General features: G+C 37.0%; 27 protein-coding genes. 4 read left to right on the top strand and 23 right to left on the bottom strand.

The annotated features are described in order from the left end of the window. The first annotated feature begins 85 nt into the window (after window positions 1–85). A complete protein-coding gene (locus tag ABMA76_RS03705; RefSeq protein ID WP_392909132.1) occupies window positions 86–1,609 on the top strand; it encodes a hypothetical protein in 1,524 nt (507 codons plus the stop codon). Between the two features lie 53 nt (window positions 1,610–1,662). Beyond that, on the top strand, window positions 1,663–2,472 hold the full coding sequence (locus ABMA76_RS03700) for a hypothetical protein (protein ID WP_392909130.1): 810 nt from the start codon (window positions 1,663–1,665) through the stop codon (window positions 2,470–2,472). Here ABMA76_RS03700 and ABMA76_RS03695 read toward each other — a convergent pair. From ABMA76_RS03695 to rlmN, 8 genes are all read right to left on the bottom strand, one after another. Continuing rightward, entirely contained in the window at window positions 2,450–3,238 is a 789-nt protein-coding gene (locus ABMA76_RS03695; RefSeq protein WP_392909128.1) for a hypothetical protein, read from the bottom strand. The two genes, ABMA76_RS03700 and ABMA76_RS03695, sit on opposite strands and share 23 nt — an antisense overlap. After that, complete coding sequence (locus ABMA76_RS03690) at window positions 3,223–3,399, bottom strand: hypothetical protein (RefSeq protein WP_393060981.1); 177 nt, start codon at window positions 3,397–3,399, stop codon at window positions 3,223–3,225. The genes ABMA76_RS03695 and ABMA76_RS03690 overlap by 16 nt, the downstream gene beginning before the upstream one ends. Before the next feature lie 60 nt (window positions 3,400–3,459). Beyond that, window positions 3,460–4,386, bottom strand: a complete 927-nt coding sequence (locus ABMA76_RS03685; RefSeq protein ID WP_392909125.1) for a hypothetical protein — start codon at window positions 4,384–4,386, stop codon at window positions 3,460–3,462. After that, complete coding sequence (locus tag ABMA76_RS03680) at window positions 4,383–5,156, bottom strand: phosphatase PAP2 family protein (protein ID WP_392909123.1); 774 nt, start codon at window positions 5,154–5,156, stop codon at window positions 4,383–4,385. Before ABMA76_RS03680 ends, ABMA76_RS03685 begins: the two co-directional genes overlap by 4 nt. A gap of 36 nt (window positions 5,157–5,192) precedes the next feature. Then, complete coding sequence (locus ABMA76_RS03675) at window positions 5,193–6,395, bottom strand: multidrug effflux MFS transporter (RefSeq protein WP_392909121.1); 1,203 nt, start codon at window positions 6,393–6,395, stop codon at window positions 5,193–5,195. Further along, window positions 6,395–7,261 carry a pirin family protein gene (locus ABMA76_RS03670; RefSeq protein WP_392909120.1) on the bottom strand — a complete coding sequence of 289 codons (867 nt, stop codon included), beginning with the start codon at window positions 7,259–7,261 and terminating at the stop codon, window positions 6,395–6,397. Before ABMA76_RS03670 ends, ABMA76_RS03675 begins: the two co-directional genes overlap by 1 nt. 10 nt (window positions 7,262–7,271) lie before the next feature. Next, window positions 7,272–8,204 (bottom strand): glutathione S-transferase family protein, encoded by a 933-nt coding sequence (locus ABMA76_RS03665; protein WP_392909118.1) that lies wholly within the window; start codon window positions 8,202–8,204, stop codon window positions 7,272–7,274. Window positions 8,205–8,299: 95 nt separating this feature from the next. Beyond that, the gene (rlmN, locus tag ABMA76_RS03660; protein WP_393060979.1) at window positions 8,300–9,334 is read right to left on the bottom strand and encodes a 23S rRNA (adenine(2503)-C(2))-methyltransferase RlmN; all 1,035 of its coding nucleotides are present in this window, start codon (window positions 9,332–9,334) and stop codon (window positions 8,300–8,302) included. A gap of 62 nt (window positions 9,335–9,396) precedes the next feature. On the opposite strand from rlmN, the gene ABMA76_RS03655 reads away from it, so the two are divergent. Further along, window positions 9,397–9,960, top strand: a complete 564-nt coding sequence (locus ABMA76_RS03655) for a peroxiredoxin family protein (protein WP_392909114.1) — start codon at window positions 9,397–9,399, stop codon at window positions 9,958–9,960. A gap of 3 nt (window positions 9,961–9,963) precedes the next feature. Here ABMA76_RS03655 and ABMA76_RS03650 read toward each other — a convergent pair whose 3' ends face one another. Then, window positions 9,964–11,421 (bottom strand): disulfide bond formation protein B, encoded by a 1,458-nt coding sequence (locus tag ABMA76_RS03650; protein WP_392909112.1) that lies wholly within the window; start codon window positions 11,419–11,421, stop codon window positions 9,964–9,966. Window position 11,422: 1 nt separating this feature from the next. Next, window positions 11,423–11,590 carry a hypothetical protein gene (locus ABMA76_RS03645; protein WP_392909110.1) on the bottom strand — a complete coding sequence of 56 codons (168 nt, stop codon included), beginning with the start codon at window positions 11,588–11,590 and terminating at the stop codon, window positions 11,423–11,425. A gap of 90 nt (window positions 11,591–11,680) precedes the next feature. Between ABMA76_RS03645 and ABMA76_RS03640 the strand changes: the two genes are divergently transcribed. After that, entirely contained in the window at window positions 11,681–12,103 is a 423-nt protein-coding gene (locus tag ABMA76_RS03640; protein WP_392909108.1) for a hypothetical protein, read from the top strand. Between the two features lie 17 nt (window positions 12,104–12,120). Here ABMA76_RS03640 and ABMA76_RS03635 read toward each other — a convergent pair whose 3' ends face one another. From ABMA76_RS03635 to proB, 13 genes are all read right to left on the bottom strand, one after another. After that, on the bottom strand, window positions 12,121–12,327 hold the full coding sequence (locus ABMA76_RS03635; protein WP_392909106.1) for a cold-shock protein: 207 nt from the start codon (window positions 12,325–12,327) through the stop codon (window positions 12,121–12,123). A gap of 217 nt (window positions 12,328–12,544) precedes the next feature. Further along, entirely contained in the window at window positions 12,545–13,351 is an 807-nt protein-coding gene (locus tag ABMA76_RS03630; protein WP_392909104.1) for a metal ABC transporter permease, read from the bottom strand. Further along, entirely contained in the window at window positions 13,351–14,235 is an 885-nt protein-coding gene (locus ABMA76_RS03625) for a metal ABC transporter substrate-binding protein (protein WP_392909102.1), read from the bottom strand. The genes ABMA76_RS03630 and ABMA76_RS03625 overlap by 1 nt, the downstream gene beginning before the upstream one ends. A gap of 9 nt (window positions 14,236–14,244) precedes the next feature. Next, the gene (locus tag ABMA76_RS03620) at window positions 14,245–15,300 is read right to left on the bottom strand and encodes a hypothetical protein (RefSeq protein ID WP_392909100.1); all 1,056 of its coding nucleotides are present in this window, start codon (window positions 15,298–15,300) and stop codon (window positions 14,245–14,247) included. Window positions 15,301–15,361: 61 nt separating this feature from the next. Further along, a complete protein-coding gene (locus tag ABMA76_RS03615; protein ID WP_393060977.1) occupies window positions 15,362–15,649 on the bottom strand; it encodes a hypothetical protein in 288 nt (95 codons plus the stop codon). A 58-nt stretch (window positions 15,650–15,707) separates the two neighbouring features. Further along, on the bottom strand, window positions 15,708–17,132 hold the full coding sequence (locus tag ABMA76_RS03610) for a LysM peptidoglycan-binding domain-containing protein (RefSeq protein WP_392909096.1): 1,425 nt from the start codon (window positions 17,130–17,132) through the stop codon (window positions 15,708–15,710). 66 nt (window positions 17,133–17,198) lie between these two features. After that, window positions 17,199–18,176, bottom strand: a complete 978-nt coding sequence (locus ABMA76_RS03605; RefSeq protein ID WP_392909094.1) for a LysR family transcriptional regulator — start codon at window positions 18,174–18,176, stop codon at window positions 17,199–17,201. A 186-nt stretch (window positions 18,177–18,362) separates the two neighbouring features. Continuing rightward, window positions 18,363–19,235, bottom strand: a complete 873-nt coding sequence (locus tag ABMA76_RS03600) for a mechanosensitive ion channel family protein (protein WP_392909092.1) — start codon at window positions 19,233–19,235, stop codon at window positions 18,363–18,365. Next, the gene (locus ABMA76_RS03595; protein WP_393060975.1) at window positions 19,219–20,694 is read right to left on the bottom strand and encodes a sodium/proline symporter; all 1,476 of its coding nucleotides are present in this window, start codon (window positions 20,692–20,694) and stop codon (window positions 19,219–19,221) included. Before ABMA76_RS03595 ends, ABMA76_RS03600 begins: the two co-directional genes overlap by 17 nt. 110 nt (window positions 20,695–20,804) lie before the next feature. Beyond that, window positions 20,805–20,999 (bottom strand): hypothetical protein, encoded by a 195-nt coding sequence (locus ABMA76_RS03590; protein ID WP_392909088.1) that lies wholly within the window; start codon window positions 20,997–20,999, stop codon window positions 20,805–20,807. Between the two features lie 62 nt (window positions 21,000–21,061). Then, window positions 21,062–21,865, bottom strand: a complete 804-nt coding sequence (locus tag ABMA76_RS03585; RefSeq protein WP_393060973.1) for a pyrroline-5-carboxylate reductase family protein — start codon at window positions 21,863–21,865, stop codon at window positions 21,062–21,064. A 24-nt stretch (window positions 21,866–21,889) separates the two neighbouring features. Next, window positions 21,890–23,128, bottom strand: coding sequence for a glutamate-5-semialdehyde dehydrogenase (locus tag ABMA76_RS03580; protein WP_393060971.1), 1,239 nt, complete (start codon window positions 23,126–23,128; stop codon window positions 21,890–21,892). After that, window positions 23,112–24,257 (bottom strand): glutamate 5-kinase, encoded by a 1,146-nt coding sequence (proB, locus tag ABMA76_RS03575; RefSeq protein WP_393060969.1) that lies wholly within the window; start codon window positions 24,255–24,257, stop codon window positions 23,112–23,114. Before proB ends, ABMA76_RS03580 begins: the two co-directional genes overlap by 17 nt. Window positions 24,258–24,322: the final 65 nt, after the last annotated feature.

Genomic DNA, 24,322 nt, shown 5'->3' with positions numbered 1-24,322 from the left:
TTCCAAGGCCCTTAAATCACATCATTTAATTGGCACCATCATTGCTCTTTAATATAGATATCAAAAACTAAATTAGGAGAGAGAAATGAAAAATGTCTACTGCTTGGGACTTCTTGCCACTCTAATTCTAAGCGCAAACGTTAAGGCCGAAAGCTTTCGCGGTAAGCTCTATGATAAAGACGGACAAGCAAGAGCTATTGTTAAAGTAGATGGACAAGAGCAAGACCTATCTCTTAAATTTGATCAACGCTATCACAAGTACATGGATAAGGTTCTAAAAAACTCTCCGGCCTACGTCTTTGAATTCGATGGAGAAATTTCTGGAGACAAACTAGCAATCGATAAGATGCCAAGAGTTGTGGCCGACCTTGAGGATCGAATAGGAACACTCACAAGAGCAAAGGATGGCCGCTACTATATTGATGACCAACTTGTGGAGTTTGGCCGCTCGAAAAAAATCTATGGAAGTGAATTCGACTATATTTCTCGTCACTACTTTGAAAATAAGAAAGTTCATACTCAAGGACATATGAAAGATGAGACCTTTATCATCAATGCAATTATTCCAGCAGATCTTTTTACAGCTGGTGAAAACTCATATCCAGCAAACGAGAAATTTAATAAGAACCCACTTAAGTACATCTTAAAAGAGATGCCAAAGAATAAGAACTCACAGTCTAAAATGCCTTTCAGAGGAACAATTAGACACCGTGATAATTATGAGGCAACTCCAGGAGACCATGTCTTTATCGTAACTCTAAGCGGACGCCAAGGAGATGAGCCTGGGGCCGCAGCAGGACACTTTGCCATTGGAATGGGACAAGTTCAAAATGATCTTTCCATTAAAGGAGAAACTTTTAATTTTTACTTTAAAGGTGAAAAAGAAGTTCTAGCGAGTAATACTGACCTTGTAAGCTACTATGGACACCTCATTCAAGGACAAGTTAATTATAGGCCGACTTACACGCTAATTGGTTATGCCCGATCTAAAGAAGATATGCTTAAGGTTAGGGATATTTTTGAAGAACAGTTACACCGTGTACGCACTGAAGAAGGCCTTGAGATTACACCTTTCTATAATTGTACAACGACATCAAATGATACGATGAGAACAATAGGAATCAAAGGAGCTCATGAGTTTGCCATTAGCAATATCTTTGACTACCAAACTTACCTTCCAATGAGCTCCAAAGCACCGAAGGACGGAGTTAATGCTTCGACTCTCTCTCAACTACGTTATATCTTAAAAAGAGATACTGAACACTACGTACCGAGAAAAGCATTTGAGTCCTTTGCTAAGGCAATGGTTTATCAAAGTAAAAGACTAAAGCTTAAGAGAACAGATTATATTTTCTTACCTCAAACTCCTTCCCAGAGACCAACAGGTGGAATCTCATATGATGAAGTCCTATCTGAAGGTAAGAAGATTATCGACTTCAAAGAAAAGCGCCTCCTTAGACTTGAAAGAGAAGATAATGCTCGAAAAACACTAGAGAACCCCAATGCTTCTGCGGAGCAAATTGAAGAAGCAAAGACAATTTTAGACAATGCTCCTACGAAAGAAGAAGATCAAAAACAAATTAGCGAAATCCTATACAGAATAGATTAAAATTAACTTTCTCCTAAACTACTATCTTGAGAAGATGGAGTTTAGGAGCTTTCATGTATAAAATCTTAGTCATCATACTCTTATTCATCCCACTATTTTCTTATGGAGAATGGAGTACTCACCGCTTCTCTCTTGGGCTTGGTTATACCTATCACGACACAACAATTCAGGTTGGAAAGAAATCCTTAGGGGCGTTTATTTTAAGCACCGAAGACACACTTGGACTTGATGATACACAATCATCAGTACGTTTAAGTTATGAATGGCGCTTTAGTAAGAACAAAAAGCACTCCCTCACAACTGGCCGGTATAGACAACACCGTAGTGCACGAAGAGTTCTAGATCAAGATATAAAATACGTGGACAAGGATAATAACGAAGTTATCATTAGTGCCGGAACATCTGTCGATACGCTTTTAAACTTTGATATAATCCGACTCGCCTACTCCTACTCATTCTTCTTAGATGAACGAATTAATATATCAACAGGAGTTGGTTTCTATATAATGCCTTTAGAGTTTGCCATTGGAGAAACAGGAAAAACCCAAACTCAAAGTGACTTCATTGCACCCTTGCCAACTTTTCAGCTAAAATCAGAAGTTAAGATTACACCAAAATGGACACTGTCTAATGAGTTTAATATCTTCTATATTCAAATCGGAGATTATACCGGAAGTATAATCGCAACAAACCTATTTATCGACTATCAATTCTATAAGAGATTTTCAGTTGGCCTTGGCTTCGAGGCCTTTAAGTTAAAAGTTGATATGGAGGAAACATCAGATGTATTTGATGCTGAAGTTGGAGGAGAATTGAATTTTGGTAATAACTCGCTAGTAGCTAGGGTGCGCTACGAATTATAGGTGCTTGATAAATTTTCAGATAAAGATCGATCCAATTTAACAAGTCCCTTCTCTTTTTATTAAATTGTGCAACTTGCTCCTTATTCAATGTCTTTGAGAATTTATTGAAGAATTTAAAGAAAGACTTATTTTGCATTAAGACTTCATTTAAGGAAACAATATCTTGAAAATTCTTTTTTAAAAATTTTTGATAAGCTTTTTGATCTTTTAAATTCAAGGCCTTGACAAAGTCATGATGCCAACTACTGCCTTCAACTCGAGTACTTTTATACTCCTTCGCAAAGTCATTAACAAGTTTCACTTGATCAACAGAGAGCTTCCCAAAGACATTCTCAAGTCGCTTTATACCTCTTTCCTCATAGCTTTCTTCATATTCCTTACGATCATCGATGCGCTTCTTTACAAGCTTCTGCCTTTGTTCAAAGCTAAGGTTTGACAAAATTTCAATCGATATTTTATTAACCTTCTTCATAATTCTTGCATAAGGAGGGTATCCCTTAACAATGACCTCTTTAAGAGAATCTTTCTCAACATGGTAATTCTCAACAAGCTTCTTTAACTCAAGGACTTCCTTATGATGTTCAAAAAAAGCATTTGTTACCTTGATACGTAGCTCTTTTTCTTGTTCGTCATCAAGGGAGAGATAATCATCAATCTTTTCACTTAGGAAATCCGGTGCTTTCTTGAGTATAACTTCGCGGTAACTACAGCTGGTAAGAAAGAATAATGATAATAAAAGAGAGATAAAAGTTAATCTTTTGGACACTCAACTTCCTTCCATTTAGAATCGTTTGTATAACGAAACGTAGGTGCATTTTCAATACCGGTATCTTTTAGCCAAACATCCCATCCCCACTGTCTTATTACTTTATAGACTTCAGGGTATTCTTTACTCGTGAGACAAGTATTCGGTTTTCTTCGAATCACAAATTCAGAACAACCCAAAAGAAATAGAAAGGAGAATAGAAAGCAAAGCAAGAATTTCATTTAAAACCACTTCTCCACTTGAAAAATAAAATCTAAATAAGAATTGTCCGCAACATAGAGATCACTATTATCAACTTGTAAATCATAACGATCAATTCTTTGGTTAACTTTAAAAGTTAGTATTCCAATTCTATCTTCATATTTCAGATAATCAAACTTAAGAAAAAAGTTTTGTTGAGTTGATTTCTCAACATTAACTCTTTGCGACTGCCCAGTTAGAGTAAAAGTATCCGCAGATAAGAACGACATCCCTAAGCTTGCTTTGAAGTATTGAGAAAGATCAATTTGTCCTTGAAATCCAATAACAACTTGATGACTATCCTCGGCCTTTAAGTTTTCATTTCCAAATTCAAATTGATTTATTCCACCATTGTAAAAAAAAGCACCAACATAGCTCATTAAGTAGAATGTATTAAAATCAATACCAGCTATCGCATTAATTTGATAATAGTCCTGGCCATCAAATGGGCTAACAGTCCTACTAAGTGGAGTCTTTGCGGAGTTTGTCGTCCCCCAAACAACTTTCGTACTGACATCAAAAAACACTTCATCTTTATCGATAAAGCGATATCTTAACTCAATTGCAGGATCATAAATTCCAAAAGGACTCTCCTCTGGAGTCTCTTCATCCAGTTCGTTTTCAAGATGAGTTTCAAAGTCTGCAATTTCGGCATGAGTACTAAAGGCCGCTAAGAATTTATCAGAGAAAGCATAGCGGTACTCAAGGCCCGCAACGAGAACCGAGCGATCAACCTCAAAGAACTCTTCAAGCCCAGCACTTCTATTATCAAATTCCATTTCATCAAGTGACCAATAGAGCGAATACGTTAGAACACTCTCGCCCTTATTTGGGAAACGGTACAAATAGTCCAAGCGGTTAACGGCAAAAGCAGAGAGTGCTATTAAATAAACTAATAAATACTTCATAACATCATTCCAAAGCTTAGAGCGTAGCGCTCATTGATAATATCAAGAGATGGTGCAATAACGATCTTACTCTTTTTATTAAAGCGGTAGCGGCCATTTTCATCAAAGTGAAAGTCATACATGAGATAGCTAGTTAGACCACCAATGAATGCCCCCATAGAAACATCGCGAAAGCTGTGCTTCTTTGCATCGATTCGACTCCATCCAATATAAGTTGCGTAAACGAGAGGGAGTGAGGCAAGCAAGTAGTTGCGATGAAATCTTTTACTATTAAAGATATCCTTACTCATCCACATCCCTACTGCGAAGGCATGAGTTGTATGACCACTTGGAAATGAAAGGTAATTTGAGCTATCTGGTCTTTCTTTATTAGCAGAATACTTAATACCAAAAGTTATCCCTTGGGAAATAAGCAGTGACTCAGTAAAAACAAATGCTTTCTCTAGCGCATATTCATCACGACCAAATAGATAGTAACCATACATTCCAGCAGTCAATAACTCTGGGCCATGATTTCCCAACTCATATAACCACGTCGGTACGGAGAGATCGTCTTCATTATAATCATAGTCTCCTCCCTCAAAATCTGTTTTAACAAAGGAAGGTGAAATTATAGAATAAGTAATCAGCTCTAAAGCAAAGAAGGCCGACATAAATTGAATTTGAATGGGAGAAATATCCCATTTAGATTTTCTAATATGCTCAGAAGGAGCAACAAAGGCCTGAGCACTTAGAGAAAGAAATAGAAGAGTAATAAATGTTTTAAACATCTATTAATGAAAACAAAAATCACCTAATTCGTCTATTTATTTTACTTTAAGGACGATAAATAAAGATAGAGTACTACAAACTAAGAAGCCTATTGCAATTGGCGTTACATCACCACTATACATTTGCCCAATTAGCCCTCCAATTGTCGCAGAAATGATAATTTGAACAGAGCTAACAACAGAGTTTGCAGTTCCAGCAATATGGCCCATTGGCTCTAGCGCGAGGGCGATGAAGTTTCCAAAGAGAAGACCAAAGCTAAAAAGACTTAGCAATAGGAAGCCATAAAATAGAAAGAATGGAGGAAGGCCCCCAGTGAAGAGTAAAATAATATTGAATGTAATTGCGATTAAAGAAATCGTCGTTAAGGCCAAGCGACATAACTTCTTCATACCAAATTCTTCAACAAGCCTAGAGTTTAGAAATGAAGAAAGGCCAATAAATGAAGCTAGTACACCAAAAGCAAGTGGAAAGTCCTCTCCTAGCCCGTACTTAATTTGTAAAACTTGTTGAGAAGTATTTAAATAACCAATGAATGCTCCAAATACTAATCCCGAGGCAAGAGTGTAGCTAATCGTTACGGGGTGACTAAGAGTCTCAACAGCAGCATCCTTAATCTTCTTATATGACAGCGGCCTACGATATTCTTCATGTAGTGTCTCTTCTTGTCTTAGGGTAAACCAAGTAAGACAAACGACAGCAATAACTAGCATAATTAGAAAGATATCACGCCATCCCCCAAAACTTAGAATGACTTGTCCAATAGTTGGAGCAAGAGCTGGAACGAGAACGAAGATGATCATAATCAAAGACATCGTCTTGGCCATGAGCTTCCCACTAAAACGATCTCTAACCATTGCAGTTGAAATAATCTTTGCGGATGCAGCTCCAAGGCCTTGTGTAAAACGGCCGACTAACATCATTGTAAAAGTTTGTGCGTTTAAAGAGATAAGTCCACCGATAAAGAAAATCGCAATACCAATATACATGGCAGGCTTTCTTCCAATAGCATCGGAGATTGGGCCAAAGAAAAGTTGTCCAACACCCATTCCCAAGAATATGAAAGAGATTATCATTTGGTTATCATTAGGATTTTGTACACCTAAGCTTTGACCAATAAGGTTAAGCGCCGGCAACATTGCATCAATTGATAATGCAGCAAATGACATAAGAGCGGCCATAAGAGTTATAAATTCACGACGCCCTATTTTTTTTTCAACTTCTTCTACTGATAAATCCACTAGCTTAAATGTCCCATTTTTCCTGATTGATAATCTTCAAAAGCTTGTACGATCTCTTCTCTTGTATTCATCACAAAAGGCCCATGTGAAAAGACTGGCTCATCAATAGGCTCACCATTTAAGATCAACAGCTCTGCGCCTACATTACTTGATAACTCAACCTCTTGGCCATCCCTTTCAAAGATCACTAATTGGTGTTCGTTAACTTGATTACCATTTATTGCAACACTTCCTTTTCGTACTAGAACAAGTAAGTTTGTTTTATCATCCAATGAAAGTAAGAAGTTAGAATCCTTATCCATTTTTGTTTGAATAAGATTTATTGGAGTAAAGGTCTGACAAGGGCCTGTTTCTCCAGAATATTTTCCTGAAACTAATTTTAACTCAACACCTTTATTTGGATTAATAACTGGAAATTTCTCATTCTTAACGCCTTGATAGCGAGGAGCAGTCATCTTATCCTTCTTAGGAAGGTTTACCCACATTTGTACCATTTCAAAGATACCACCTTCTTTTGCAAATTTTGGAGAATGAAACTCCTCATGCACAACTCCACTTGCGGCCGTCATCCACTGCACATCACCACTTCCAATGATCCCGCCTCCTCCAGCAGAGTCTCGATGTTCAATCTCACCTTCAAAGGCAAAAGTAACGGTCTCAAAACCACGATGTGGATGCTCTCCCACTCCTCTCTTTGTTTGCGTTGAAGAAAATTTCTTCGGAGCTGCAAAGTCCATCATGAGAAATGGAGACGTATAATAATAGATATCATAACCAGGATGAAACATCGTATGGACATGAAAGCCATTTCCTACCCAATGCTTTTGCGGTGGATTTAAAATATATTTAATTGCTTTTTGTTTCATTTAATTATCCTTAAAAAATTTCACCTGGCCCTAAGGCAACTATACGATAGGGATTCAAATCATCGTGACTGTAATAGTAGTGTCTTTTAATATGATCAATATTTGTCGTCTCTTTAATTGCATCAATTGAATAAAGGTCTCTTACGTAGCGAGAAAGGTTTTTATAATCTTTGATTCGTCTAATGTTGCATTTGAAATGTGTCACATAAACACAATCAAATCTTAGTAAAGTAGGTATTAGTCTTAAGTCAGCTTCTGTTAACCTATCTCCTAATAAAAACCTTTGACCTTCAAGAACCTCTTCGAGATGATCAAGAGATGTGAACAATTTTGTTACTGCTTCTTCATAAGCTTCTTGAGTTTTCGCAAAACCACTACGGTAAACGCCATTATTGATATCGGGATAAATAAAATCATTTAGCTCGTCAATTTTTGTAGCTAATTCCTCAGGATAATAGTCCTCATCATTGCCAGTTAGCTCATTAAACTCAGAGTTGAATATTCGAATAATTTCAGAAGACTCATTATTAACAATCGTTTGGGTTTTCTTATCCCATAGAACAGGTACTGTTACAGTTGTACTCACTTTAGGATCGGCCTTTAAATAGAGTTCTTGTAGATAACTTAAACCATATAACTCATCGCCAGTTGCACCCTCAAACGACTTATCAAAACTCCACCCCATCTCTAACATATCAGGAGAGACAACGCTGACTCCAATATGAGGTGCAAGTGACTTTAATTTACGATAGATAAGCGTACGGTGTGCCCATGGACAGGCGTAGCTGACATAAAGATGGTAGCGCCCACTTTCTGGTTGAAACGTAGGGTGGCCACTACTTATTGTCTCTCTAAATGATCGCGGTACACGGTCATAAGCTCCACTTTTGTTACTTGTAATAACTGAAGAATTGATCCATTTTCCATCGACTAAACGTCCCATTATTAAACCTTTGTTTGATTAATACAGGAATAGAATAACGAACATATGGATCGATTAAAAGATCATTTACCTGATCGAGATGTACTAATTACAGATCATTTGGTATTGAGTTGCCCACAGGCGGCAAGAACATCGTCACCCTTAGTGGTACGCACCATTGTTGGAATCTTATACTCTTCTAGAATTAGCTTGAACTGATTGACACTTTCTAACTCTGGCCTTTTGTACTGAGTACCAGGAAATTCATTGAATGGAATGAGGTTAATTAAAGCTCGTCGATCCTTAAGAAGTTGCCCCAAGGCCACTGCATCTTCTTGGCGATCATTTAACTCTTTAATAATGAGATACTCATACGTCACAAATTGTTTATGGCGAAGAGGTATTCCATCGATATAGTCCAGAACTTCTTCTAGCGGATACTTTCTATTAATTGGTATTAGTTCATTTCGGATTTCATCAAATGGAGAATGTAGAGATAAGGCGAGATTAACTCCAGGAATTTCATCCTTCCATCTTTTCAACCCCGGAATATAGCCACTTGTCGATATGGTAATTTTTTGATGGCCAATAGAAGTTCCATATTGAGATGTAAAAATATCACATGCCTTCTTCACTTCATCAAAATTATGAAGAGGCTCGCCCTGTCCCATAAAAACAATATTAAGAATTCTCTCTTCACCCGGACGATTCTCTCTTAACCAATGCCAGGCCGCTAAGAATTGCCCAATAATCTCTGCTGCCGAAAGATTTCTCTTTAGTCCCTGTGTTCCAGTAAAGCAAAAAGAGCACTTCATGGCACAGCCAACTTGTGAAGAAAGACAGATAGAATATTTCTTATTAAAAGGAATTAGAACACTTTCAACTTTAGAACCATCAGACAATTCAAATAGAAATTTTACCGTTTTATCTTCGGCCTGCTGAACTTTTACTGCCTTTGGTAAATTAAAACTAAATTTATCATCGATAAAGGAAAGAGTCCCCTTGGCAATATCAGTAATGGAATTGCTGTATTCATTTTTTCTTTTATAATACCAATTATAAAGAAGATTCGCGGCCGAGACATTGAGACCGTTTTGTTCCAACAACTGCTGTAACTCATGGAATGTAAGTTGAAAAAATGACTGCTTCACAAGCCTAACATTATAAGAATTAACACATATAGTCCATGCCAAAGAAGCAAAAGGGGTCAATAATGAAAGTTTTATTAATTAGTTTTTTTTCAATTCTTACTTTCGCCCAAGAGTTAGGCCTTGGTATAGGTACAAAGTCCCCTAACCTAGAAATTAAAAATATCGAAGGCAAAGAAATCATTCTCGATGATGTGGATAAGAAAACAGTTCTCGTATTCTACCGTGGTTCTTGGTGTCCATATTGTATGAAACAACTGCAAAGTATTCAAAAAGAGATTATGCCAAAACTCGATAAAAACTCTAAGCTAGTTGCCATTAGCGTTGATCAAAAGATCATTGCGAAGAGAATGCAAAAAAAATACGAGTATACTTTTGATATTGTCTCAGACCCAAAGGCCGAGCTACTTTTGGCCTTTAATATCGTCAACAAACTCGATGATAAGCTTGTCAAAAAGTATAAGCAATCTTACAAAATTGATATTGAGGGAGACTCAGGTCAAACTCATCATATGGTCGCTCATCCAGCAGTCTTTGTTATAAAAAATGCAAAAATCACCTATCAGGATATCCATAAAGAATATAAAGATCGAACGAAGAATGATGATATTCTTGCTGCTCTTGAGTAAGGACTATTTTGAAAAGAAAGTTGCGATTCTTCCTTCCACCAGAACGAACTGTTCATTTTCATAAACGGCCATGGCCTTAAAGTTTCCTTTCGGTAATTTTATAGCACCAACAAATGCTGCGGATTCATTATCAAGAATAAGTATTTCATTACTATTTGGCTCCAATCCAAATAAAACAGAATCGATAATCTTGAGACTAGAAACAACAGGGCCTAAGTCATTATCATCAATAAAGATCTCTTTCTCACTATTTAAAAGAAAATCAGTTATTGAAAACCTTGTGGCAATGACTCTATTATTTTTCTCATTTGGAATTGAGAGGATCACTAACTCTTGAGTTTTCTTATCATAGGCAAGACATCTGATATAAGCATATTTTGATCGAACACTAGATAAACGACCACGACCTTTTTCTTCAACACCATTAGTTCCTTCTAAGAACCCCGCATACTGATCCACAATCTTTGCTCTGTCATTAATTCGAATAATAACGAATGATTTATTAAAACCTATCACCATAATACGTCTTGGACTGATAAAGCTAACACCCACAAGAGACTTAATATCAATACTATAGAGTGGATCAATACGGACATAGTAAAGAATATTTTCCAAATTCTCATCTAATAGATAAAGATAAAACTTATCCGTTACAATAGCAAAAAGCTTAGACTCAACATGATAGTCGATATCTCTAATCTCTCCCCTAATATTACTTGGAAGAGTAATATCCTTAACTTTAACTAAATCATCACCACTTTGAAACATGGCAATTTTTCTTCTTACATCATGTTTAAAATAGGGCCTCTCAATAGAATAATTTCCTCTAAGACTAAAAGGCTTAAGAAGACCATTCCAATTCTTAGTTGACCAATCCCAGTTCTTTGGAGTCCATGAGAACCTCACAGGATCACTATGTCCTATGAATGGCGGAGGCCCGACTTGAGTAAATGCTTGAATAGAATTTAAAAATAAAATGACAAAAAAAGAGACGAAGGCCAATGATTGAAACTTACTGAGGTAGCGAACTTCACCATCTTCATTATCGACAAGATTATTCCCAAAGAAGAAAAGAACAAAGGAGAGGATTAATAGAATTGACCAAAAGATAACAACTCCCCAAGTGTAGGTATGTAGTCCAAAAATCTCAAGTGAAAATCCTTGACCTATATCCCGTAAGAAATGCCCTCCCGTATGCCTTAGGGCCATAAAAATACCGATAGTCGAATAAAAAATTAAAAGGCCTAGATATTTTGGTCTGGGCCCATAACGCATGATAAAGAGAGTCGTTAATGTGACAAACATAAGGGCCACCCTCTCCTGCCAGCATAGAATACAAGGATTATCACCAAGACCAAAGCCTAATATGACACAGGCAATTCCAACAGGTAAGATTATCAAGGCCATCGATGCTAAGGCTACGACATTGTAAAAACGCTCAGACTTATCTGTCATAGACATCTCAATAGTTTCCTGGTGGAAGTATCATAGACTTAGTTGCAACAAACCAAATAAGTAACATAAGAATAGTAGCACTATAGAGTATTTTTTCTGCTTGTTTCTGATTTTGTGGTTTTTTCCACACAATGAAACCGGCAATTATTAACAGTATTATTTCTAAAAATTCCATGAAGACTCCTTCTAACAGCCCGATTCGGCATAAGTAAAAAGTTAGCTAAGTTAATTTCCCTTAAATTTAGCTATGAAGTAAAATAAATAAATGACTAAAGGAGTAGTAATGAGAAGTGCTAAGCTAATTATTTTAATGCTTATTTCAACTGCATCATTTGCAAAATTCGGAGCTAAATCACAACCACTATATTACTGTGTAAACTACGATAAGAGCTCTATTGTGACAGATGCTATTATTCATCAGTCTCAATTTGGACGTGGCCCACTCTTTCATGAAATTGAGGTATTTGTTGAAGACATAAACCAAGATAGAGAATTCTCTTACCGCAAGAAAGTCAACTATATTCCAAAATATGATGCAAAGGTGGAATCGTTCACCGCAGGAAGTTTTAGAATCAGACTTGATCATGTCGTTGGTGGAATTAATGGAAATATCTGGGCATTCGTTAGGATTCCAGACTATGGAATTCATTCGTTTGATTGGTCATGTAAGGTAGTAGAGGGACACTAAATGTCCCTCTCAAAAAATTAAACTTTTTTAACTTGAGTTGCACAAGGTCCACGCTTACCTTCCCCAAGCAAATAAGTTACTTTATCGTTATTATTTAACTTATTGCCACTTTCGATAGCTGAGATATGGACAAATAAATCACCTTCTCCACTATCTGGTTTAATAAACCCAAAACCCTTTGTTTCATTAAAAAATTTAACTTTACCTGTTTGCTCTGTATTCATATTCTTCCCTATTTTTCCAAAACCGACAATCAGTTGCCGGGAACTAAATTAACAATAGAAAAGTTATCGCCAATACAACGAGATTTGAGAATTTAAAATAAGTTAAGATTTTCAAATTGAAATATTTTTAAACATCTTGCCCCATTGATATGACAAGATCACTTTCGATTTAATAAGAATTGACTTGACGTGAGAAAATCTAAATAAGTCGCACAAATTAAGCGCGACTCATTTTTATATTCACTAAGAGTGGTAGTAATACTATTGGAACAATTGTAAAGACTACCACAATAATTGCACCAGCTGGTAGATCGTAGAAATAACTAAATGCCATTCCTAGTAAGCTTAAAACTAACCCAATCCCCCAACCAATTAAGAGTTGAGATCTAATACAATGAGAGAGTAAAGTACTAATAAGGGCCGGTACGACTAAGAATGAAAACACAAGTAATATTCCAGCAATACCAACAGATGATGTAATGACAACACCAAATAGAGAAAAGAAAACAAAGTCCCAAAAGGCAGAACTATTATCTTTATCGAGCGTAGATCTTAGAATCTGTTTTCTGAATATATAGTGAATTGTAGCAACAATACTATAAATAGCACCGGTTTTAATAACATCGGCCCAGGTTACCCATAGTATTTTTCCAATAAGAATTTCTTTAATATGTTCTGCACCATGGGCCATCATGTTTACGACAAGTATGACAGCTGAAGAAGCGAAAGCATAAACTAAGGCAATTAAGACTTCCTGTGAAATGTACTTTTCAAACTTCTTGGCCCAAGCAAAGTAAGCTGCGGCCACAAAAGTGAAGCCTAATGAAACAAAGTAATTGAGCCCACTATGGTGATCAAGGTGCAGGAGTAATGCGACCGTTGAGCCAAGACTTGCAACTTGCGCGAGTGAGAGATCAACAAAAATCACCCCTCTTCTTAGAACATGAAGTCCTAAGTAGCAGTGAATTCCAACTAAAATTAAGCACATGACAAACGGTGCAGCTAAAAAAGAAATTACTTCCACTAATCCTCCAGTGCTTTTGCGAGAATATTATAAAGAGAGAACAAATCACGTGCCTCAGGACTTCCATCGACTGCAACAGGGACATTTCTAATCTTTACATCTTTGATCGTCGTACGAATTCTTTTTGCCACACTATCATCAAAATAATTTTCAACTAAAATGTGACGAATCCCTTCCTTCTTCATCTCTTTAATAACAGCGATTATATGAGATGCCGTTGGAGGTATTCCCGGCTTAGGCTCAAGAACATTTTGAACATGAATACCAAACTCATCTAAAAAATAAGTAAGCGTACGGTGATAAGTTATGATCTTAGTACCTTTCTGTATTTTCGCTCTTAAAGCTCTAATTGTTTCTTGCGTACGTTTTTCATACGCTTTGTAATTGGACTCATACTTTTTCTTATTCTCACTATCAAGTTGAATTAGTCGATCGCGCACCCCCTGAGCAACTAGTAGGGCCTTACTTGGTGATAGCATGAAGTGTGGATTCCCTTCGGGGTGAACATCACCATGCGCACGAGTAAGCTTACCTTTAACTTCATCAGTAAGTGAAACCAGAGTATAGGCTTCTAATCTTCCAGCTTGTCCAATTCTAAGCTTAGGATTACGGCCACCTCTAACAACAAGAGGTAGCCAGCCAACTTCAAGACCTGCGCCAATACTTATTAATAAATCAGCACGTGCAATTTTAAAAGTGTAGCTAGGTTTGGCCTCAAGAAAGTGTGGATCTTGAGTTCCTTTAGCAAGAGAGTGCACATTCACACTCTCTCCACCAATTTTCTTTGCGATATCGGCCAAATTTGTCGTCGTTGTTACTATATTCAACTGAGCATAAGAGCTCATACTTAGAACAAGAAACAATCCTATAATAAATGTCTTCATTTTAGCGACCTAGTACTGGTGTGCCGGATGGGCACCGATACTAAAGCTCAGTTGAAGGCTCAGCCTTTTCTCTGGGCGATCCTCACCATCATGAATTTCATCATATTGCATTCTAACAGCAGAGAACTCAGTTGGTACAAATGCTAAAAGTGCAGTATATGCGTTTTGATCAGCAATAGACTCATCTTTTGCTACACCAAGGAATTCATACTGAGCTTGAGCAAACCAACGTGGTGCAAATTGATAACGCAAGAATGTCGAGTAACCACCATTTTTCACTTCATTTGTTCCCTGAACATCTTTGTGGATAAACTCAGTTGACCAAACAAATGATGAATACTTACCTTTTTTCACAGGACGCCATTTTAGAGTTAAATCTGTTCCTAAAACAGTCGACTTTTCATCTTGCTCTTTATAGTAAAGACCTGAAAGTCCCCACTCTAAAGTAAGTGACTCAGATAAGTCCCAAAGGTTCTTTAGGTTAGCAACTGTAGTAATTGAGTGTGCATCTTCAACAAATAGTTCTTCATTTGTTGGCTGAAGAAATTGAACTGTTAAGTCAGAGTACCAAGGTAGTGGTGCTAAGTACGAAACACCTACACCAACTTCATTTAATCCCTCTTCTCCAAACATATATTCTTGAACGAGACTGCGATAAATAAATGGTTGAGCATGTGTATGCACCATATTGTACTTACCAAACTGTGCATAGAACTTCCCTAGTTTTACCGTAACATCAGGAATAGAAATTGTTTCAGCAAATACTTCTTCTGGCTCAAATGCATAGCCGTGTTCTTCCTCTCCACCCTCTTCATGGTGTTCCTTGTGTACTGCAAATGTAGCTTCTGCTCTAAAATATGCATCCACATCGGCACTAAACTGAAGTTCGGCTTCTTGTAGCGAGAATCCATCATGATCATTATCACGAGAAGAGTTCTTATAGATTGTCAGGGCGTTTAGTCCAATGGCCGGATTAAAGCCATTTCCTCTAGAGTTATCAGATAGTGATTGTGCAAAAGTATTAGAGCTTAGTAATAAAGCAGAAATATAAAATAAGTTTTTCAAAATAAACCTCATTGAAAATTAATTAATTAAATTAAAAAAATAAAAAGTGAATGTAATTAGATTAACAATGAGCTGGAGGCCCGCGAGGAGCTGTTTGAATGAGAAGAGATTGATAAGTGTGACCAACCAGTGTCTGATAACTTTCGGCCACAAGAAAGAGAAAGCTCGCTTCGATGGCATCAGAAAGGTCAGATCCAGTTACATCATAATTAAACTGAGATACTTTAATACAGACCTGGCAAGCTTGATGCAACTTAGTACTTTCTTGCTCGTCATGATAATGAAGAGTCGTTGTAAGGGAACTTACAAAAAATAATGTACTAAATAGAAAGCTTAATAAACTCTGCATTTATGTAATTTTAGCAGGACTAAAATTAGAATGTCTTGTTTTTTATATAATAATCTATTTAAATACTTAACATCTGCCCAATATAGAGACTACTAGATCTTAATGAGTTTCTCTTTTTTATTTGATAAGTGGTTGTATTGTAGAGTTTAGCGATGCGTGTTAAGTTATCTCCCTTCTTAACACGATAGTGAAAAACCCTCACCCCCTTAGTTACATCAAGCTTTTGACCAACGTATATATTATTGCCATGAATCCCATTTAGCCTTCGTAAGTAAGAAACACTTAGGCCATAACGTCTAGCGACTCGTCCTAGATAATCATTCTTTTTCACAAAGTAGAACTTCTTACCAACAACACCCTTGTACTCATTTGCTCGCAGGGCCAGCCTTTGACCAGGATATATACGACTACTTCTCAAATTGTTAATTCTCTTAAGCCTGTTAAGAGAGATTTTATAACGGCGCGAGATTTTCGTTAATGAATCTCCCCTTCTCACACGGTAATGAGTTGGAAATGATTTGAGTTTCCCCCACTGTCGACTACTAGCAAGTTTATTTTGAATCTCTTCAATATTTTGATAGTCTTTGCGAGGAAGCCAAATTGCATAATGTTTAATCCAATTAGGAGTGCGCTGATATTTTAGTGCAGGGTTAATTTTTTCAATCTCATCCCTCTCAATATTAAAATGTCTTGCAACGTCTTTAATATGAACACCACCAGGAACTTCCACTAATTTTAAGTCAGGATAAGTTGGAGATTCTGCAATAATCTCTTCATTAAAACCAAATTTTGATAAGTTCTCTCCGACATAGGCAGCTGCCAAGAATTTAGGAACGTAATTTCTTGTCTCTCTTGGAAGTAACTTTCGATCAGCAAGCTCCCAAAAGTCACGAGTCCTTCCCTTCATAATGGCGCGTAAGACTCTTAACTCACCACAATTATAGGCTGCAATTGCGAGTTCCCAAGAATTGAAAACCGTATATAAATCCTTTAAGTATTTCGTTGCAGCTTCGGTACTATGGACAGGATCTCGTCTTTCATCAACAACACGGTTAACAGCAAGGCCATAACGTTTTCCAGTTGCTTTAATAAATTGCCATGGGCCAACAGCGCCGGCATGAGAAAGAGCTGTCTTATTATAACCACTTTCAATTAACGGAAGATAATAGAGTTGATAAGGAAGTTCTTCTTCTTCAAGAACTGTTTGAATTACCTCTTTGTAATACATTCCCTTTTTAATGAATTGCTCAAAACGAACACGGTCTTTGACAGCAAAGTAGTTAATCCATTTTTGGACTCGTTCATTTTGATAGAGCTCCAGTTCATGCTTAATGCTATCTTCATCTTGATATGAAATGGTATTGCTACCTGCCGGTGCCTGACCAACACTCTCCTTCTCTGGTGAAGCACAAGAGAGAAGAGTTATTGAAAGTGTTATAATTGATAAGTACTTAATTGAATTCAAAGAGTTAATTTTTTTCATACAAAAATTCTACGGGAATTTGTAGGAATTTACATACACTCAAGACCAAATTAGTTTTTTTCGAATCTAGTTTAGTAAGTCATCGGAAACATCAGAAACTTCGATCTGGAGATCCACATCTTCGTAGCGATCCGGCACATTTGATAGCTTTGACTGAAAGAGTTCTTGCAGCTTACGGATAGAAATCAATCCTTCATCTGACTTTTTCCAAATTGCATAAAGAGACATACGGATTGGTTCACCTAAATGGAAAGTCTTCAATCCTAAATATTCCTCCAAAGGATTCTTTGGTAGGAACATCACACAACGACCTCTTAGACAAAGTTTATGAACAAAGTCGATGTGATCGCTATACACCTTCTCTTTAGGGATCACTCCATTTTTTCTAAGATGTTGATAAATAATACGGTTGAGATTCTTATCCCAATTACTTTCGGCAAAAGGAATATTTACCAGTAAGTCTTTTTCATCTCTAAACTTATCATAGAGCTCAGTTGAGCAACAAAAGACAATTTCAAAAGAACCAATTTCAGCGACATTTAAACTCTTTCTCTTAGGCTTTCTAAGAGAAATTCCCCAATCAATATTACCGTGAAGAATATTATCCACAAGTACGTCGTGATCGCCCTGTCGGATGGTATTTACTGTTCCATACTTTGTATAAAGATCCCAGTATTGAGAAGCAAACTCAGTTGCTAGATCATAAGAGATCGTCTCTTCAATTCCAATTGATACAGGATAGCCACCAACAACATCTTCAGAAAAGTGTTCTAGGAGCTTACTTCCCTCCTCAAATATTCCCTTAGTTCTCTCAAATAATTGTAGGCCTTCAGGTGTTAAAGAAAGACCTTTTGAACTACGGTTAAAGAGTTTCATATTGAATTTGTTTTCTAGACGCTTAAGCTGTTCACTAAGAGTTGGTGAAGAAGTACCGATGATTTCAGCACCTTTTTTAAGTGATTGAACTTTGGCCACTTCATAAAAACAGTAGAGATGATTCCAATTGATATCTTTTAGTTTTTCCAAGCATATTCCTCGATTCATTTAACTTTGCTCCTTACCTTAACAAGTCCATCACCAATTAGCAAAAACCGAACAGCTCTTAAAACTCATAAGTACCTAAGACTCGGAAGAGAGTGGAAAAAACTGATTTAAAATGAAAAGGATCATTTTTATAAAGTGTTCAAAAATCTTATATATTAAATTCATCATATCAACCTCTTATCGTTTTTAACTTTTAATATTGAGCTTATGAAATTCAATCTGTGCACTTTGTAACTCAATATAGAGTTGCGTGCGCATATCATTTCTTAGCTCCCATGCATCACTAGGGTTCTCTGCCCATGCGGCCAACCAGCACTCAATGGCGTCCTTATCTAGCTTCATTACCCACATTGTTGGCTCTTCAACATCACAAAAGTATTCGGATTTTTTTGCGACTCGATTTGCAATCTCACGAACTAACTTAAGATCAGAGTCTGGCGAAACAAAGAATTCTATATGAGTCCACACAAAGTGATCATTCATTGTGAAATTTTGTATTTCTTTTTGGAGTAACTTAGAATTTGGGATAACGAGTCTTACCCAATTCCATTTCTTAACAACTGAATAGGTCAGCCCAATCTCTTCAATAAGTCCGTAGTGCCCATCAATAGTGACGGTATCCCCGATCTTAATTGATCTAAAAAAGGAAATAATCACACCCGCAAAAAGGTTCTCTAAGAATGGCCTTAGGGAGAAACCAGCAATAACAGAAACAATAGCAGCAATAATTGAAACATAGACTGTTGGAATCTTTCCGAGATAAGGAATAGAAACAAAGAGAGACCAAAGGATAAAGAAGAGAACAGGAAGTGCTCTCATCATAAATGAGAAACGACCTTCAATTCCTTCAACACCATGTGATTTTAACTCTTTTTCTTGATCATCAACTGGTGAATCTGTTTCAACAGCATCACTAATATCTCTTTTACGGATATTCTTTAGCTTTCTTTTTTGAACTCTTCGAATATTTAAGAGAGCAAGAAAGTACCCCCCTAAAAATAGGAGGGTAATGGTAATTGGGTATAAATAGTTTACCAAGGAGTTAGCTATTGGCTTCATTTATAAACTTTGAATTCTTCATTCTATTATCAACTACCTTATTACCAGGAACGATATCATTTAAAGGCGTATGAGATAGAACAAAGTATGTAATTAAACCGGCCATGATACCTGGAGCAACTTCATAAATAGTTGCGCCGTAACCAAGGTTCATCCAAACAACAGTAACAATTCCACCAATGAGGACCATTGAGATGGCCGTAATTTCAGATACCTTCTTACCAATTGCATAGATAAAAATTAATGGACCAAAGCAAGCTGCAAGTATTGACCACGACAATAAGACGAGTTCAAATACGTTCTTACTTCCAAAAAGGGCAACAACTAAAGCAATAATAGTCGTCCCAGCAGTTGCAAGCTTTGTAAGATAAATATTGTCAGACTTCTTCGGCAAGATATCTCTTGTAAAAGCTGCTGAACAACTTAGTACTTGAGAGTCGGCCGTTGACATTGTTGCGGCAAAGATCCCCGCGAGAACGACACCAATTAGAATCTCTGGAAGAAGTTGTTGACTCATTAAAGGTAGCGCTAATTCTGCATCAAAATTAGCTGAGTTTGGAAGTAGAAGTCTTGCTGTTAGCCCTACTCCAATAGTCATAATTGTGAACGCAATAAACCAGGCATAATAGTAAATTCTCGTCTTATTCATATTCTTAGTATCATCAATTGTCATAAAACGAATCATGATATGAGGCTGACCGACAACACCAAAACCAGCAAAGACCCAACCTAGAATAAATAGTGAAATCCCTGTTCCACCAGGAACATTAAGTCCAGTTGGTGTAAAGCTTAAGAAACCAGGTGATACAGCAGTTAGTTTGCTTACATAAGCATCATAACCACCAACTTCATTGATCCCAACAAAGAATAAGATCCCCATTGCAATAATCATAACAAATGACTGGGCAGCATCTGTCCAAATCGATGCTCTAATACCGCCAGATAGGCAGTAAGCAAATACAATAACAGCACCAATAATTGCTCCAGTACTATAGTCCCATCCAAATAGAACGTGTAATGCCTTAGAGCCGGCCTTAAATTGGGCAGCAGCATAAACACCTAAGAATAGAATTGTGATAATACCAACTAGAAGTCTTAGCTTTTTAAAGCTAGTCCCTCTTTGCCATCTCGAAAGAACTCCCCCAAAACTTAGAAGATTTTCTTTTTCAGTTACTTGTCTTAGCTTCTTGTGAACAAAGAAACTCATGACAATATCACCAATAATCCAACCAATCATAACCCATGATGCTTGAAGGCCACTCGTATAGGTATAACCAATGAGTCCGATGAACATATACCCACTATTATTGGTTGCAACTGCAGATAGAGCTGCTAACCACGGTGGAGTACTATGACCTGCAAGCAGGTAATCCGAATTATTTTTCTTACTTTTAAAACTTGAAGAAACTCCAATCAACACGAAGAGGAGCAAAAAAAAGAGGAAACTGTAAACAATCATTTAACAATCCTTTTTTTGGCATAGCTACCCATCCACTAAAAAAACACAAAGCGGTAGCGGACAAGATAGCTCTTGCTAATTAATAAAATACTAATTTAAAAACTTATTATTTAGAGTACTGAGAGGCAATTCTCTTCATCTTCAATTAGGCTTCGACGAAGAAAAGATGACTCTCTTAACGCCTTACCGTGCCCCTCTTCACAAATAGAAGTCTTTTCTTGTACTTTAGATGTGCGGGACTGCTTACTATCAACGACGCTATAACTTACTAACTGTACTAACTTTTCAGATTTCTTATTGTTCATTTAACTACCTTAACATTCTATATATTCATTAAGAATTGATTAATTCTCTAATTAGGTTATCCCTAACCTCTTCGTAATTCACTTGAGCGTTGAACTGCTTTATCCACCCCCATTTTTACAAAGGCATCGATTCCGCTTTGACGAAAGCTCTCAATGGCCTCAATTGTAACTCCCTTCTTAGATGTAACCTTGGCAATTAAGTCATCGAGTTCTGTCTCACAATTAATTAATGCGCTCTTAGCACTACCTCTAAATAACTGACTCGTGATTGCACGTGACTCTATTGCACCAAGGCCCCACTCTTTCAAAGAGTCTTCTAATGCATTCATAAAAAAATAGATAAATGCAGGCCCTGATGCTGAGACGACAGTCACTTGGTCAAAGAGTTCTTCTGTCTTCATTTTCAAGATCATCGAGCTTTCACTAAGGTGTTCTTTTAAAAACTCAACCTCATTTTCTTCTACTTGCTCAGTTGTGCTTAACAAGCAAATTCCTTCTCCGTACTCCATTGGTAAGCTAGGCATTAGCCTAATTACTTTTGAGGTGCCTAATAAATTGCTAATTCTTTCTTGGTCGATTCCGGCCATGATTGAAATAACAACTTTATTTGAGAGGTCGATATCCTTAAGTATTTTAGAAAGCTCTTCAAATTGTTGTGGCTTACAACCAATTAAGAAATAGTCTGCATCGGACGCTTCCTTTAGTTCAACAATGGCCTCACCTTCTACCTCTTTAGCAAGTTCAATTGCTCGTGTGCGACTAGGGGTATATGTGAGATATTTGTTTTTAATTTTTTGGTCCTTATACATTGAACGAACAACTGCACTGGCCATATTTCCACAACCAATAACGGCAATTTTCTTCATGATAACTCTCCTATTTTCTTTAAACTAAGATCTAATCTGCCCATCACCAACAACGACGTAGCGAGACGTCGTCATTTGCTCAACTCCCATTGGACCATAGGCATGTAGTTTTGTTGTCGAAATTCCAAGCTCTGCCCCAAGCCCTAGCTGTCCACCATCGTTAAAACGAGTAGAGGCATTTACCATGACACAACTTGCATCAACACTTTGTAGGAATTTCTGGCAATTTTCTTCATTATTAGAAACGATACACTCAGAGTGATTACTACCGTATTCATCAATATGATCAATGGCCTCATCAAGGGAAGAGACTGTTTTTATTGAAAGAATATTATCAAGGTATTCAGTTGACCAATCCTCTTGTGTCGCCTTAATAAAAGTGCCTTTTGTTTGATTTGCAAACTCTTCATCAACTCTTAGCTCACAACCTTTTGCAAGAAGCCTTTTAGAAATTTTTTCATTTACCTTTGGTAAGATATCCTTATGAATAAGTAGCGTTTCAATGGCGTTGCATACACCAGTTCTTTGAGTTTTTGCATTTTCAACAAGTGATACGGCCTTTTCAATATCCGCTTCACTATCAATATACATATGACAAAGACCTTGGTAGTGAGCAATCACAGGCATCTTTGCATTTTCAAAAACATGGTTAATTAAACCGTGTCCACCTCGAGGGATAACAACATCGATATCATCCTTAAGATTTAGAAGGTCATTTAAAACTTCACGGTTATCTGATGCTAGAACCTCTACAACATTCTTATTCACATATTTAGAGATCGCATCCTGGATGATTTGACCAAGAACCTCATTTGAGTGCTTTGCTTCTTTTCCACCTTTTAAAATAATGGCGTTAGAAGATTTAAGAGCAAGGGCCGCACAGTCTACAACAACATTCGGGCGACTTTCAAAAATCATTAAAATAACTCCAAGCGGGACTCTTTGACGCTTAATCTTTAAACCTAGATCATTTGTAAATTCATTATAGAAAGAACCAACGACTTCAGGTTGTTCCTTTATCGTCTTAACTCCTGAGATGATGTCATCTATTCTTTCATTGGTAAGTTTTAAGCGGTCAACCATTGCCTTCGAAAGATCGTTTTTAAATGCTGCATCTAAGTCGAGTTGGTTTTTTTCTAAGATAAGCTCACGATTTTCATCTAAGGCCTTTACTAAATCATCAAAGATTAGATCCTTAGTTTCTTTATTTAACTTTAAAAGTTCTTTTGAGGCTTTTCTTACAGTACTAGCTAATTTTTTCATCGATTATATCCTTTTCTAAAATTAAGTTAATTGTATGGACGACTTCAATTGATGTTCTAAAGCCAATTAGGTCTTCAATTTCATCACTATGGCGCCCCATAATTTGTTCAACTTCACAATGCCCATATTCACAAACACCAGAAGCAAAAACTTCACCATCGCAAATGATATCGACGCAGTCCCCTTTATAGAACTGACCGTAAACATCAACGATACCTTTTGGAAGAAGAGACTTACTCTCATTAAGGGCATCAAATGCACCTCTATCAACTTCGATATAGCAATTTGGCTTCTTCATTGAAAGTAGCCATGCTTTTCTCTCTTCTGGATCATAAGCATTCTTAGGAGCAAAATAAGTACCGAGCTCCTTTGTGAGAGGATCCAAAATAAGTCGCTCATTATCCATCGAGCTAATAACGGCCTTAATACCAATAGGTGTGATTTTTGTGATAGCGTGAACCTTAGACTCCATTCCACCTTTACCAACTGCTGTCTTCCCCTGATAATTCACATCTTCCAAGACATCACTTCCAAAGGGAACCGTCGCAATTCTCTTAGCATCTTCATACGCCGGATCCTTATCATAGAGGCCATTAGTTGATGTAATCATTAAAAGTGCATCGGCATTAATCATTTGTGCTGTTTGTGCGGCCAAGTGATCATTGTCGCCCAGTGCAATCTCAGTAAAAGAGATTGTGTCATTCTCATTTAAGATCGGGGTGATATTGTTCTTTAAGAGAACATTGATACTTTGTTTGGCATGTAGATTTCGTTTACGATTTCTAAAATCGTCATGTGTTAGAAGAATTTGTGAACAGATCTTTTGATTCTCTTCAAAAAGTCGAGAGTATGTATTTAGAAGTCTTGGCTGTCCAACGGCACTAGCAGAGTGCTGAAAGTCTATTTGACCTCTTCTTGGTAAGTGCTCTTTAAGAAATGACTTTCCAACACTGACGGCACCAGAGCTGACAAGGACAACCTCGATCCCCTCATCAATTAATTCACAGATATCTTCAACAATTTTTCGCACCTTCCTAGTGTCTAGCTTTCCATTTCCTTTTGTAATAACATTACTTCCAACCTTTACAACAAGGCGTTTTACACCCTGCAGTTCTTTACGAAGTCTCATTCTATCCCCTTATCTTGTTAAAAAACAACATGTCACAAATTCCAAAAAACCAAAAGCGACTCAAG

Source organism: Halobacteriovorax sp. ZH5_bin.2, assembly GCF_043196375.1.
Classification (GTDB): domain Bacteria; phylum Bdellovibrionota; class Bacteriovoracia; order Bacteriovoracales; family Bacteriovoracaceae; genus Halobacteriovorax_A.
This window is presented reverse-complemented; position numbering and strand designations above follow the sequence as displayed.